This window comes from Bacillus sp. REN16 (assembly GCF_020731355.1).
In the GTDB taxonomy this organism is placed as follows: Bacteria; Bacillota; Bacilli; order Bacillales; family Bacillaceae_L; genus Ferdinandcohnia.
In genome coordinates this window covers 1-13,672 of the sequence record NZ_JAJFZK010000040.1, presented here as the reverse complement: position 1 = coordinate 13,672, position 13,672 = coordinate 1, and the positions used below count along the sequence as shown (strand labels likewise).

Annotated in this window: 12 protein-coding genes and 1 pseudogene; all 13 read left to right on the top strand. The window is 37.1% G+C overall.

Annotated elements, in window-relative coordinates; genetic code table 11:
* Positions 1 to 143 precede the first annotated feature (143 nt).
* The 13 genes and pseudogenes from LKW28_RS22465 (at position 144) to LKW28_RS22405 (ending at position 13,576) form a co-directional block, all read left to right on the top strand.
* Entirely contained in the window at positions 144 to 869 is a 726-nt protein-coding gene (locus LKW28_RS22465) for a GntR family transcriptional regulator (RefSeq protein ID WP_229142642.1), read from the top strand.
* A gap of 106 nt (positions 870 to 975) precedes the next feature.
* Positions 976 to 2,079, top strand: coding sequence for a BMP family lipoprotein (locus LKW28_RS22460; protein WP_229142641.1), 1,104 nt, complete (start codon positions 976 to 978; stop codon positions 2,077 to 2,079).
* Between the two features lie 145 nt (positions 2,080 to 2,224).
* Positions 2,225 to 3,751 carry an ABC transporter ATP-binding protein gene (locus tag LKW28_RS22455; RefSeq protein ID WP_229142640.1) on the top strand — a complete coding sequence of 509 codons (1,527 nt, stop codon included), beginning with the start codon at positions 2,225 to 2,227 and terminating at the stop codon, positions 3,749 to 3,751.
* Complete coding sequence (locus LKW28_RS22450; RefSeq protein ID WP_229142639.1) at positions 3,748 to 4,818, top strand: ABC transporter permease; 1,071 nt, start codon at positions 3,748 to 3,750, stop codon at positions 4,816 to 4,818. The genes LKW28_RS22455 and LKW28_RS22450 overlap by 4 nt, the downstream gene beginning before the upstream one ends.
* A 1-nt stretch (position 4,819) precedes the next feature.
* On the top strand, positions 4,820 to 5,773 hold the full coding sequence (locus LKW28_RS22445; protein WP_229142638.1) for an ABC transporter permease: 954 nt from the start codon (positions 4,820 to 4,822) through the stop codon (positions 5,771 to 5,773).
* A 177-nt stretch (positions 5,774 to 5,950) separates the two neighbouring features.
* Positions 5,951 to 7,231: an EF-P 5-aminopentanol modification-associated protein YfmF gene (gene yfmF, locus LKW28_RS22440; protein WP_229142637.1), complete on the top strand. Its 1,281-nt coding sequence runs from the start codon at positions 5,951 to 5,953 to the stop codon at positions 7,229 to 7,231.
* Positions 7,231 to 8,520 (top strand): EF-P 5-aminopentanol modification-associated protein YfmH, encoded by a 1,290-nt coding sequence (gene yfmH / locus LKW28_RS22435; RefSeq protein ID WP_229142636.1) that lies wholly within the window; start codon positions 7,231 to 7,233, stop codon positions 8,518 to 8,520. The genes yfmF and yfmH overlap by 1 nt, the downstream gene beginning before the upstream one ends.
* A 52-nt stretch (positions 8,521 to 8,572) precedes the next feature.
* Entirely contained in the window at positions 8,573 to 9,298 is a 726-nt protein-coding gene (ymfI, locus tag LKW28_RS22430; RefSeq protein ID WP_229142635.1) for an elongation factor P 5-aminopentanone reductase, read from the top strand.
* Between the two features lie 85 nt (positions 9,299 to 9,383).
* Positions 9,384 to 9,629 (top strand): DUF3243 domain-containing protein, encoded by a 246-nt coding sequence (locus tag LKW28_RS22425; protein WP_229142634.1) that lies wholly within the window; start codon positions 9,384 to 9,386, stop codon positions 9,627 to 9,629.
* 173 nt (positions 9,630 to 9,802) lie between these two features.
* Positions 9,803 to 10,588, top strand: coding sequence for a YmfK family protein (locus tag LKW28_RS22420; RefSeq protein ID WP_229142633.1), 786 nt, complete (start codon positions 9,803 to 9,805; stop codon positions 10,586 to 10,588).
* Positions 10,589 to 10,697: 109 nt separating this feature from the next.
* Positions 10,698 to 11,606 carry a RodZ domain-containing protein gene (locus tag LKW28_RS22415; RefSeq protein WP_229142632.1) on the top strand — a complete coding sequence of 303 codons (909 nt, stop codon included), beginning with the start codon at positions 10,698 to 10,700 and terminating at the stop codon, positions 11,604 to 11,606.
* A gap of 89 nt (positions 11,607 to 11,695) precedes the next feature.
* Positions 11,696 to 12,274, top strand: a complete 579-nt coding sequence (gene pgsA, locus LKW28_RS22410; RefSeq protein ID WP_229142631.1) for a CDP-diacylglycerol--glycerol-3-phosphate 3-phosphatidyltransferase — start codon at positions 11,696 to 11,698, stop codon at positions 12,272 to 12,274.
* Positions 12,275 to 12,291: 17 nt separating this feature from the next.
* A pseudogene (locus LKW28_RS22405) lies at positions 12,292 to 13,576 on the top strand (competence/damage-inducible protein A).
* Positions 13,577 to 13,672: the final 96 nt, after the last annotated feature.

Genomic DNA, 13,672 nt, shown 5'->3' with positions numbered 1-13,672 from the left:
GAAGGGCGGATACCCTTCTTTTTTTCGACAAATTGCGCAATTATTATTTATTTATTTTTGAAAAAATGATATAGTTATTGTCGGATTAATATCGGTCTAACATCAGAGGTCTGATGACTATACATAAACTGGAGGAACAGCAGATGACTATCAAGTTGGATAATCGGCCATTGTATTTGCAGGTAATAGATCAAATCAGACTTGATATAGACAATGGAGTCTACAAGGAAAAGGAAAAACTACCATCGGAATTTCTCCTAGCAAAGCAATTAGGTGTTAGCAGAGCAACTTTAAGAGAAGCATTACGAATTCTTGAAGAAGAGAATGTCATTATTCGAAGACATGGTGTTGGAACCTTTGTTAATGCAAAACCACTTTTTAATTCTGGAATTGAACAAATAAGCAGCATTACAGATATGATTATTCAAGCTGGAATGTCACCCGGGACAATTTTTTTATCGAAAACAATTAAAGGACCAACCGACGGTGATATAAAAGGGTTTAGTTGTTTAGAAAATGAAGAAATAACAGTAATTGAACGGGTCCGTACAGCAAACGGTGAGCCTGTTGTATATTGTACTGATAAAATACTTAGTAAAGACTTACCTTCTAGCTATTCCCATGAAGAATCCCTCTTTGAATTATTGGAAAATAAAGCGGGAAGAAAAATTACATACGCTGTTACCCATATAGAGCCTATTGGGTATCATGAGACTATTTCTCCCATTTTAAATTGTGAACCGGAAACGGCCCTATTGCTATTAAAACAAATGCATTATGATGAAAATGATCAACCTGTATTATTTTCACAAAATTATTTTAGAGCTGACAAATTTTCCTTCCATGTTGTTCGGAAACGTGTATTATAAAGTTTGAAAAATATAAACACTTTAAGGAGGTGAATAAGTAGTCCGTTACTAACAGATATTTAAGGTATGGATTTGTTTTAATTAAAAATTTTTAGGGGGTTATTTTATGTTTAAAAAGAAAGCTGGTTTGGGTCTTGCATTTCTTCTTGCAGCTGGAACATTGCTAGGTGCATGTGGAAGCGCAGACGAAGAAGGTAAAGGCGAAGGTAATGGTAAAGGTGCTGACATAAAGGTAGGTATGGTTACTGACGCAGGTACAATTGATGATAAATCATTTAACCAAGGTACATGGGAAGGAATCAAAGCTGCTGAAGAAGAGCTTGGCATTCAAACAAAATATCTTAAGCCCGCTGGTACTACTGAAGCGGAATACTTAAAAGAAATAGGTAACCTTTACGATGCAGGCTATAAATTCATCGTAGCACCAGGGTTTAAATTTGAAACAGCAATTTTCCAAGCACAATCAAAATATGAAGATGCGAAGTTTGTTATTCTAGATGGTAACCCACACAAGGGTGACTTTGTTCCAGCTATCGCAGACAACTCAGTTGCTGTTTTCTTTGCTGAACATGAATCAGGTTTCTTAGCTGCTGTGGCTACTGCGCTTGAGTTACAAGAAGGTGAAGCAGGATTCATCGGCGGAATGGAAATTCCAGCTGTACAAAAGTTTAACTGGGGCTTCCAACAAGGTTTAGCTTATGCGAATGAAAATTTTGGAACAAATGTAACAATAAAAGCAGACAACGTTGTGTATCAAGGTTCATTTGACAATTCAGCTGCTGGTGGGCAAATTGCTGCGCAAATGTTTGACCGAGGTGTGAACGTAATTTTCCCTGCTGCTGGTGGTGTAGGTGTAGGTGCTTTTACTGAGGCTAAAAACCGTGCTAAGGCAGGAGAAGAAGTTTGGATGGTTGGGGTAGACGTAGACCAATATGCTGAAGGAATTTATGAAGGTGATAAATCAGTTACGTTAACTTCTGCAATGAAAAAACTTGCTCACGCTACTCAAGAATTAATCGAGCAAGAGCTTGATGGAGAATTCCCTGGTGGAAAATCTTTAACATATGATGTAAAGAATGATGGTGTAGGTATTCCAGAGGAAAACCCTAACTTAAGCGATGAAACAGTTAACAAAGTTAAAGAAGTTTTTGAAAAGATTAAATCTGGTGAAATTAAAGTCTCCAGTGAACAAGGTGATTTAATTAAGTAAGTTGAGTTGAAAAAGAGACGGTTTTCATCCGTCTCTTTTGTATATAACCTCAATAATAAAGTAATATATCTTTCTACATTTTTAGTTGTGGATAGGGGACTCCTAATAATAAGGATTTGAGTCTAGAAAAAAGGTGAGTGCTACTATGGAATATGTTGTAGAAATGTTGAATATCAGGAAGGAATTTCCTGGTATTGTAGCAAATGATAATATCACTCTTACTTTAGAAAAGGGAGAGATACACGCTTTACTTGGTGAAAATGGAGCAGGAAAGTCCACGTTGATGGGCGTTTTATTTGGTATGTATCAACCAGAGCAAGGAATTATTAAAGTAAATGGGGAACAAGTGCATATCACCAACCCTAATGTGGCAAACCGTCTTGGTATTGGAATGGTGCATCAGCACTTTAAACTAGTTGATAATTTTACGGTTACTGAAAATATAATTTTAGGAAGCGAACCAAAGAAGAATGGGATTGTCCTTGATATTAATAGTGCCGCAAAACGGATTGAAGAATTGTCGAAGTATTACGGACTTAATGTGGATCCTCATGCAAAAATAGAAGACATTTCTGTTGGAATGCAGCAGCGGGTTGAAATTATGAAAATGCTTTTCCGTGAAGCTGATGTGCTTATTTTTGATGAACCCACAGCTGTGTTAACTCCAAGTGAAATCGATGAATTAATGAAAATTATGCGTAATTTAATCAAAGAAGGAAAATCCATCATCATTATCACACATAAATTGAAGGAAATAAAAGCTGTTGCAGATCGCTGTACAGTTATTCGTCGTGGTAAATACATAGGAACAGTGAATGTGGCTGAATCAAGTGAAGCAAGTTTAGCGGAGATGATGGTTGGTCGACATGTTTCCTTTAATGTAGATAAAGAAGAAAGTAAACCAGGTGAAGTGGTATTAGAAATAGATTCACTTTCTGTAAAAAACAACCGGAAAGTTTTAGGATTAAAGAACTTTTCTCTAACCGTACAAAAAGGAGAAATTGTCGGAATAGCAGGTGTTGAAGGAAATGGACAATCTGAGCTGGTGGAAGCGATTACAGGTCTGCGTAAGGCGGAATCGGGTAAAATCCTGTTAAACGGAGAGGATATCACTACTCTGCCTGTACGTAAAAGAATCGATAAAGGAATTGCTCACATTCCTGAAGATAGACAAAAACGTGGTCTTGTTTTAGATTACACACTACAATCCAATATGGTGCTTGAGGTTTATAATAAATCACCATTTTCGAAGCATGGGCTATTAAAATTTAATGTCATGAAAGAATATGCTAAGAAAATCTTAGAAAACTTTGATGTGCGTTCGGGAGAAGGAGAGGTTTCGATAGCAAGAACTCTATCTGGTGGAAACCAACAAAAAGCGATTATTGGACGCGAACTTGAATTGGACCCAGATTTGCTAATTGCTGTTCAACCAACTCGTGGACTTGATGTTGGGTCTATTGAATATATTCATAAACGATTGATCGAGCACCGAGATAAGGGAAAAGCAGTACTTTTAATCTCACTTGAATTAGATGAGGTATTGCAGTTATCCGATCGTATTGCCATCGTCAACAATGGGGAACTTATCGGGGTTGTGAATGCCTCTGAAACAAATGAAAATGAGGTTGGCCTTATGATGGCGGGTGTAGGTAAGGAGAGAAGTGTATGAGAACCACAATCGTTTCTTTAATTGCAGTACTTTTTGGTTTAATTGCTGGTGGAATATTAATGCTCTTTATTGGGAGCAATCCTTTCGAAGGATATACCTACCTGTTCCAAGGTGGTTTGAAAAACATTTCTAGAATTGGGGATACATTAGCTACTGCATCACCATTAATCTTTACTGGTTTATCGGTTGCTTTTGCTTTCCGTACAGGTTTATTTAATATCGGGGCTTCAGGTCAGATGCTAATTGGGGGGCTTCTAGCGACCGCTGTTGGTTTAACATTTGACTTGTCAAGACCAATCCTGTTACTCGTAATGATTATAATAGGATTTCTTGGTGGAGCACTTTGGGCGTTTATCCCAGGATTGCTAAAAGCAAGATTTAATGTGCATGAGGTTGTTTCAACTATCATGATGAACTGGGTTGCCTATTGGACTGTATATTATGTTGTTCCTGGATATTTTAAAGGAGAATTTCTTGAGACTGAATCAAGAAAATTATCTGATGAAGCAACACTACGAGTACCATTTTTAACCGAAATGTTTCAAGGCTCCTATATCAACCTTGGCTTATTTCTAGGTATTATTGCGGTTATCATTGTTGGTTTTATCATTAATAAAACAACGTTAGGTTTTGAATTAAAAGCAGTTGGGTTTAACCGACATGCAGCTGAATACGCCGGGATGAAAGTTAATTCCAATATTGTCTTATCAATGCTGATTTCAGGTGGTTTAGCGGGTCTTGCCGGAGTTGCTATGTATACTGGAAATGCAACTAGTATGCAAATCGGGATCCTTCCTTCACAAGGATTTGACGGTATAGCCGTTGCTTTATTAGGGGCAAACAATCCTATTGGAGTATTCTTTGCAGCTATATTCTTTGGAATCCTCTATTCCGGAACGGGTTTTATGAATGCGATGACAGAAATACCACCGGAAATTGCAAACACAATTATTGCGATTATCATTTATTTCGCTGCTACAAGTATTTTGATCGAACGTTTATTGAATAAGTTTATGAAACGTCGAAATAATTCAAAAGGTAATGCTGTAAAAAAGGAGGAAGCGTAATATGTGGGCTATAATTGAACAGATTTTTCCATATGCAATCGTATTTACAATGCCCCTTCTTATTACAGCACTTGGAGGATTATTTAGTGAACGAAGTGGTGTTGTTAATATCGGTTTAGACGGTCTGATGATTTTTGGAGCTTTCGCAGGAGCACTAACGATTTATTATCTTCAAGGTGTATTACCAAATCATAACTTAGTATTATGGATAGGTTTGCTCGCTGCTGTAGTTGTAGGCATCATATTCTCCTTATTACATGCATTTGCTAGTATTAATTTAAACGCAGACCAAATTATTAGTGGTACTGCTATTAATATGATTGCTGGCGCGCTAACGGTATTCTTAGCAAGAAACATTACTGGTAGCGGAAATATTCGTATTACAAGTGGTTTTGCACCGTTTGATATTCCCGGGCTTTCTTCTATTCCGGTTATTGGAGATCTGTTTTTCACAAAAACATATCCAACGACATGGTTTATCTTACTTGTTCTTTTAATAAGTGCATTTGTTTTATTTAAAACAAAAACAGGGCTTCGTCTACGTTCTTGCGGCGAATTCCCTCAAGCGGCAGAGGCGGCAGGAGTAAATGTTAGAAAAATACGCTACCTCGGCGTTATGCTTTCTGGCGCATTTTCAGGTTTAGGTGGAGCACTTATTATTGTGACATATGCAGGTGAATTCACTGGAAACGTTTCTGGTTTAGGTTTCTTGGCACTTGCTTCATTAATCTTCGGACAATGGAAGCCACTTGGAATTTTAGGAGCTTCCCTGTTCTTTGGCTTTGCAAGTACAGTTGCCAACGTTTCACAGGTTATCCCGGAGCTTGCAGTTGTCCCGCCAATTCTTTTAAAGATATTCCCTTATGTGGTTACTTTACTTGCATTGGTTATTTTCTCTAAATCTTCCCAAGCACCAAAAGCAGCTGGGGAACCATTTGATTCAGGAAAACGATAAGATTATTTAAAAGGAATGGCAATTGCGCCATTCCTTTTTTAATATGAAAATTTATCGTCCAAAACTTGAAATTATTGCTAATTTGAGGTTATAGTGATTTTAAGATTAATTAAAAGGTTTTGGTTGAAAATAGCCATATAAGGTTTTGCTATGACCAAACAAGGAGGCTATGATTAGATGTTTTTATTGGATGAAACTGAGCATAAATTAAATGGTCTGACGCTCCATACGATTAAAACTGATAAATTTAAAACGAATACCATTGTTCTTAGAATGAAAGCCCCGCTTCAGGAGGAGTATGTAACACAAAGGGCATTACTCCCATATGTCCTGCAAAGTGAAACACCTAGCTATCCCTCAACAACAAGTTTACGTTCTTATTTAGATGAATTATATGGAGCTTCATTATATGTGGACTTAGCAAAAAAAGGCGAAAATCACATTATCACATTTTTCGTTGAAATTGCAAATGAGCTCTTCTTAAAAGACCAAACACCCTTATTAGATAAAGCCATTGCATTGTTAAAGGAAATTGTGCTCTCACCCGTCACCGAAAATGGCGCTTTTAAGAGTGTAATCGTGGAAAAAGAGAAACGTAGTCAAAAACAGCGTATTCAAGCAGTTAACGATGATAAAATGAGGTATTCGAATTTACGGTTAGTTGAGGAAATGTGTAAGGATGAACCTTATCACCTCCACGTAAACGGAAGAATTGAAGACATTGATAGCATCACAACTGAATCTTTATATAACTATTATCAAAAAGTAATTACCGAAGACGAGATTGACCTCTATATTATCGGTAACATTGAACCTGAAAAGGTAAAGGAAGCGGTTTCTTCAGCTTTTGTGTTTTCTGAGAGGAATAAGCATCCTAAAACTGAAACGCACTCAAAACAGATAGTCAAAGAGAATAAAGTCATTGAAAAACAAGATGTTAAACAAGGAAAGCTTAATATTGGCTACCGGACACATACAACTTATAGTGATCCTGATTATGATGCTCTTCAAGTGTTTAATGGGATATTCGGTGGTTTTTCACATTCGAAGTTGTTTATAAATGTACGTGAAAAGGAAAGTCTGGCCTATTATGCCGCATCAAGGGTAGAAAGTCACAAAGGCTTATTAATGGTGATGTCTGGTATTGATGATGCTAATTATGACCGCGCTGTCACGATCATAAAGGAACAAATGCAAGCAATGGCTGATGGTGATTTTACAGATGATATCATGGATCAAACAAAAGCTGTGATACGAAATCAACTCCTTGAAACAATTGATACATCTCGGGGAATAGCAGAGGTCTTGTATCATAATGTAGTTTCTTCAAAATCGAGAAAACTCGAAGATTGGATTTCTGGCATCGAAACAGTAACAAAGGACGAAGTAGTCAAGGTTGCTAAGAAAATTCAACTCGATACAATCTACTTTCTTACAGGATTGGAGGGCGGCAGGTAATGGAAAAAATTACATTTGATCAACTTCAAGAGGATCTGTTTCATGAAAAGCTTGAAAATGGCCTAAACGTCTATATCCTACCAAAAAAAGGATTTAATAAAACATATGCTACTTTCACAACCAATTACGGTTCGGTGGATAATCAATTTGTGCCATTGGGGAAAGATGATTTCGTTCATGTCCCCGATGGGATTGCTCATTTTCTAGAGCATAAGCTATTTGAGAAAGAAGATGGCGACGTATTCCAAGATTTTAGTAAACAGGGTGCATCAGCAAACGCATTCACTTCATTTACAAGGACTGCTTATCTTTTTTCAAGTACCTCCAATGTTGAATTAAATCTTAAGACATTAATTGACTTTGTTCAAAGTCCTTATTTTACAGAAAAAACCGTGGAAAAAGAAAAAGGAATTATTGGTCAAGAGATCACAATGTACGATGACAATCCTGATTGGAGATTGTATTTTGGTGTCATTGAAAATATGTATAAAAATCATCCTGTACGAATTGACATCGCAGGAACGATTGATTCCATTGCTAAAATAACGAAGGATATGCTTTATGAATGCTTTGAAACCTTCTATCATCCGAGCAATATGATATTGTTTGTTGTGGGTCCAATTGATCCTAAAAAAATAATGGAGCAAATTCGCTCGAACCAAGCACAAAAGGATTATCACAATCAGACAGAAATCAAACGCCATTTTGAAGATGAACCTATTGAAGTTAATGAAAAAAAGAAAGTTCTAGAAATGAATGTTCAATCCTCGAAATGTATGGTGGGTGTAAAAGCTCTAAATCCATCTCGAAAAAGCGACGAATTATTGAAACAGGAATTATCGATAACGATCATCCTGGATTGGTTATTTGGAAAAAGCTCAAAGCATTATCAGGAATTGTATGACGAGGGCTTAATTGATGAAACATTTACGTATGATTATACGGAAGAACAGGGGTTTGGGTTCGCTGTTGTTGGTGGTGATACATCTAATCCCGATCAGTTATCATCAAAAGTACGATCGATTATGCTTTCGAGTAAAAAACAAGGCATTACTTCAGAAGAATTGGAACGAGTGAAAAAGAAAAAGATTGGTGCTTTTTTACGCTCACTAAACTCACCTGATTATATCGCAAACCAATTTACTAGGTATGCATTTAATGATATGAATTTATTTGATGTTGTGCCAATGTTGGAAAGTTTAACGGTAGACGATATAAAAAACACTGTAAACGAATTTTTTGATGAAATTCGAATGACAGAGTGCCAGGTAGTACCGAAAAAGAGTTAACACAAAAAAGCATCCTCTTGTGAAAGGATGCTTTTTTTAAGGGGAAATTAGAATGAAAAAATATGCGTTAGTAACAGGTGCGAGCGGAGGGATCGGAAGCGCCATTGCTAAAGAAATTGCGACTCAAGGGTATTCAATATTCCTTCATTACCATAAAAACGAACCAGCTATAAAAAAGGTAGCAGAAGAATTGGCTCTTAAAGGTGTTGAAACATATCTAATTAAGGCAGATTTAAGTCATCCGACTGGTGTAGAGCAAGTACTAAATCAAATTCATCATCCAATTGATGCAATCATCCATAACTCTGGTAAGAGTGAGTATGGTCTGATGACAGATTTTGATCAAAAGACTGTTGAAAAAATGGTGCAACTTCACGTGACCACACCGTATATGTTAACAAAGGAGCTTCTTCCAACGATGATTACAAAAAAAAGTGGAAATATCATCGTTATTTCCTCGATTTGGGGAATTACTGGTGCTTCCTGTGAGGTCCTTTATTCAATGGTTAAGGGCGGGCAACTTTCATTTGTTAAAGCTTTAGCAAAAGAAGTTGCTCTTAGCGGCGTAAGGGTTAACGCTGTTGCTCCAGGTGCGATTAATACTAATATGCTTAAGGAATTTACCCAAGAAGATATTGAAGGCATAAGTGAAGATATTCCAATGGGGAGAATTGGACAGCCAGTTGAGGTTGCAAATGCAGTAGCTTTTTTACTTTCGAACAAAGCCTCTTATATTACGGGACAAGTGTTGTCTGTTAATGGTGGTTGGTATTGTTAACTTTACTTAGCTTAAATATTTTAGGAATAAATAAGTTAACAATCGACAAACTAACATTGTAATAACTTAATAAGGAGGGTCACTTATGTCAGTACTAGACAATTTTGAGGATTGGAAAAATTTTTTAGGTGATCGCTTGCAGCATGCTAAAACTGAAGGAATGGATCAAAATGTAATCGGTGATATGGCTCATCAATTAGGTGATTACCTTGCAAGTGAAGTAGAGCCAAAAAATGCTCAAGAAAAAGTATTACGAGACCTATGGAATGTTGCTTCTGAAGAAGAGCAACAAGCAATTGCTAATGTAATGGTAAAGCTTGTCCAAGGTTAGAGAATGTTTGTTTTAAAAACGAGAGAGGATGGATTTTCCTCTCTTTTTTATTTATCCAAAACTGTTCTTTTTTTTCTAGCCCTCTATAAAATGTGTATTGATTAGTTTATAATGTAAATAATGCATTATTTTGCAATTGGAAATTATAACCACCAAGTAAGGGGCTGGGAAATTTGGAGAAAAAAGAGTGGTATTTAGAATACGAAATAGCAAAAAATCGCCCAGGACTTCTTGGAGATATTTCTTCATTACTAGGAATGCTTTCAATAAATATTGTTACAATAAATGGTGTAGACGATCGTAGAAGGGGAATGCTGTTATTAAGTGATAGTAATGAGCAAATTGAAAGACTTGAATCAATTTTACATACAATGGATACGATAACCGTGAAAAAGCTTAGAGAACCGAAGCTTCGTGACAAGCTTGCGGTAAGACATGGCCGATATATACAACGCGATGCAGATGATAAAAAAACATTTCGGTTTACTCGCGATGAATTAGGGCTTCTTGTTGATTTTATGGCAGAGCTGTTTAAGCAAGAGGGCCATAAGCTAATTGGGATTCGAGGAATGCCAAGAGTAGGTAAAACCGAATCAGTCGTTGCTGCAAGTGTTTGTGCGCATAAAAAGTGGTTGTTTGTCTCTTCTACTTTATTAAAACAAACAATGAGGAATGAGTTAGTTCATGATGAATACAATGTCGATAATCTCTTTATTATCGATGGAATTGTCTCGACTAAGCGAGCAACTGAAAGACATTTGCAGCTAGTGAGGGAGATCATGAGACTTCCTGCTGTTAAATTAGTGGAGCATCCTGATATGTTTGTACGTCATACTGAATATACATTAAATGATTTCGATTATATCATTGAGCTTAGAAATGATCCTGAAGAGATAATTACATACGATATTGAATATCAACAGTTTTCTAGCTCTGATTTTTCAGGGTTTGATTTTTAATTTTTTCGTAAAGAGTGAAGAAACCCTTTACTGAAAAGGATAAATGCTAGTATAATGAACGCGAATACGCCAATACAATAGGTATACCAAGAATTGGTAGGTGACAAAAATGACTGAATTAGGTTCTCGTTTAAAAGAAGCAAGAGAACAAAAGGAACTAAGCTTAGATGATCTGCAACAAATGACCAAAATTCAAAAAAGGTATTTGGTTGGCATTGAAGAGGGAAATTATTCTGTAATGCCTGGTAAATTCTACGTCCGAGCATTCATTAAGCAATATGCGGAAGCCGTCGGACTAAATCCTGAGGATTTATTTGAGGAATTTAAGTCGGAAATTCCAGGTACATATAATGACGAAATTCCTGAACAAATTTCAAGAGTGCAATCGAGAAGACAAATTTCTACGACAAGTTCGAAAATTATAGATAAAGTACCAATCATTATTTTGGCTCTTTTCCTTCTCGGTGGTGCGATGACGATTTACTGGTTTGTATCAAATAAGGATGTTGCCAAAGAACCGAACAAACAACCCGAGAGTCAGGAAACCCAATATGAAGAATCAGATGAGCCACCTCCTGTTCAAGCAGAACAAAAAGAGGAACCGAACGATGAGGAACAGGTAGCAGGTGAAACAGAAAATGCTCCTGCCAAAGAAGAGGAATCCGTAGAAGAGACTCCTGCTCAGGAGTTAGTTGAAATCGAAAAAGGCACGAGTACCGCAACCTATGAGTTGAAAAATACCGATTCATTTAAGGTTAAACTTACAGCTTCGGCAGGCGGGCAAGCGTGGGTGGCTGTAACAAATAGACAAAATGAAAGATTTGTCTGGAAAAACATTGCGGATGGACAATCAGAAGAAGTGGACCTGTCTAACCAATCAGAAATCAATTTTAATATTGGAAGGTCATCAGATCTTGTAATTGAAATTAATGGTGAACCATTTCAATATCCATTTAATCCGGGAGAAGTTGTTCAACAGATTTTCACGATTAAATTTACACCAGGAACCGCCGAATAACAAAAAGTCATCATTATGATGGCTTTTTATTTCGTATAAGTGGTATTATCACTATAATAGATATTTAGTAAATGTTGGAGGTATGAATTTTGAATTTACCAAATAAGATTACTGTGGCAAGAATTTGTTTAATTCCACTATTTTTAATTATCATGTTTGTTCCGTTTGGATGGGGCGATGTTTCAATTGGCTCAATGTCCATTCCCGTTTCCCATTTAGTCGGTGCGATTATTTTTATTGTAGCTTCTTGTACAGACTGGATTGACGGTCATTTGGCAAGAAAGCATAATTTAGTAACGAACCTTGGGAAGTTTTTGGACCCTCTTGCAGACAAGCTACTTGTTTGTGCAGCATTAGTTAGTTTAATTCAGTTCGGTCTTGCACCTGCTTGGATGGTTATTATTATCATAAGCAGGGAGTTCGCCGTTACTGGCTTACGTCTCTTATTGGCTGAAGGCGGGGAGGTAGCAGCTGCAAAAATGCTTGGGAAAATTAAAATGTGGGCTCAGGTTGTAGCAGTATCTGCCTTATTATTACATAACTGGCCGTTTGAATATCTTTCAATCCCATTTGATATGATTGCACTTTGGATTGCAGTTATATTTACCGTAGTTTCCGGTTGGGATTACTTTGCGAAAAATAAAGGGGTTTTTGCAAACTCCAAATAGGACGGAGAGGTTCTTATATGAATGCTGAAATAATTGCTGTAGGCTCTGAACTCCTTTTGGGTCAAATTGCAAATACGAATGCACAATTTCTTTCTAAACAGCTTGCGGAGCTTGGTATTAATGTTTACTACCATACAGTTGTTGGTGATAATTCTGACCGTTTAGAGGACGCGATTAAAATCTCACAATCTCGTTCTAATTTAATCATTTTTACCGGTGGATTGGGGCCAACAAAGGATGATTTAACTAAAGAGACGATTGCAGGGATAGTAGGAAAAAAGCTTGTATTTGATGAAACGGCCTTACATAGTATTGAAGATTTCTTTAAGAAAACAAATCGCCATATGACTGAGAATAATAAAAAGCAGGCACTTGTCCTTGAAGGGTCTGAAATCCTCCCCAATGATAATGGGATGGCGCCTGGGATGGGGCTTGAGGTTGATGAGATTACATATATGCTTTTCCCAGGTCCACCTAAAGAGCTTAATCCAATGTTCTTGTCATACGGTGCCCCCTTCTTATTAAAATCGTTAGGTGTTGTTGAACGGATCGAATCAAGAGTGTTACGATTCTTTGGAATTGGGGAATCCCAGCTTGAAACCGAAATCGAGGATTTAATCGATAATCAAACAAACCCGACGATTGCTCCTTTAGCAAGTGACGGGGAGGTTACACTTCGTTTAACTGCAAAACATAGCTCAGCCGATGTTGCAAATAAACTATTAGATGATACCGAAGCTCAGATCTTAAAGAGAGTTGGTAAGTTTTTATATGGTTATAACTCGACTTCACTANGGTAAGTTTTTATATGGTTATAACTCGACTTCACTAGTCAATGAACTCATGGATAGACTAAAAGCTGCTAAGCTAACGATTGCGAGTGCTGAGAGCTTAACAGGTGGCTTATTCGCTGAAGAACTAACGAATCTGGCAGGTTCTTCCGCGATTGTGAAGGGAGGAGTTGTTTGTTATACAAATGAAGTGAAGGAACAAGTTCTACATGTTAAGAAGGAAACACTCGATACGGTTGGTGCTGTAAGTAGTCAGGCAGCACAAGAGCTTGCTGAGAACGTGAAAAAGCTCTTAAATTCTGATATTGGGATAAGTTTTACAGGGGTAGCGGGGCCAAGTGAATCGGAAGGAAAACCTGTGGGAACAGTGTATATTGGGATTTCCTATTTAGATCAGCCTACAAAGGTATTTCCGTTACAATTAGCAGGTTCCCGCCAAGGAATCCGAACTAGAACCGTCAAGTATGGCTTTTACTATTTGCTCCAATTATTAAACAAACAGGGAAACTAATTATTCACTTAAAAAAGGCGATCATGATGGTAACGGGTTCCGTTAACTATCACAAACATTAAAAATGTAAGTTAAAATGAGTGCCAATTTGCATAT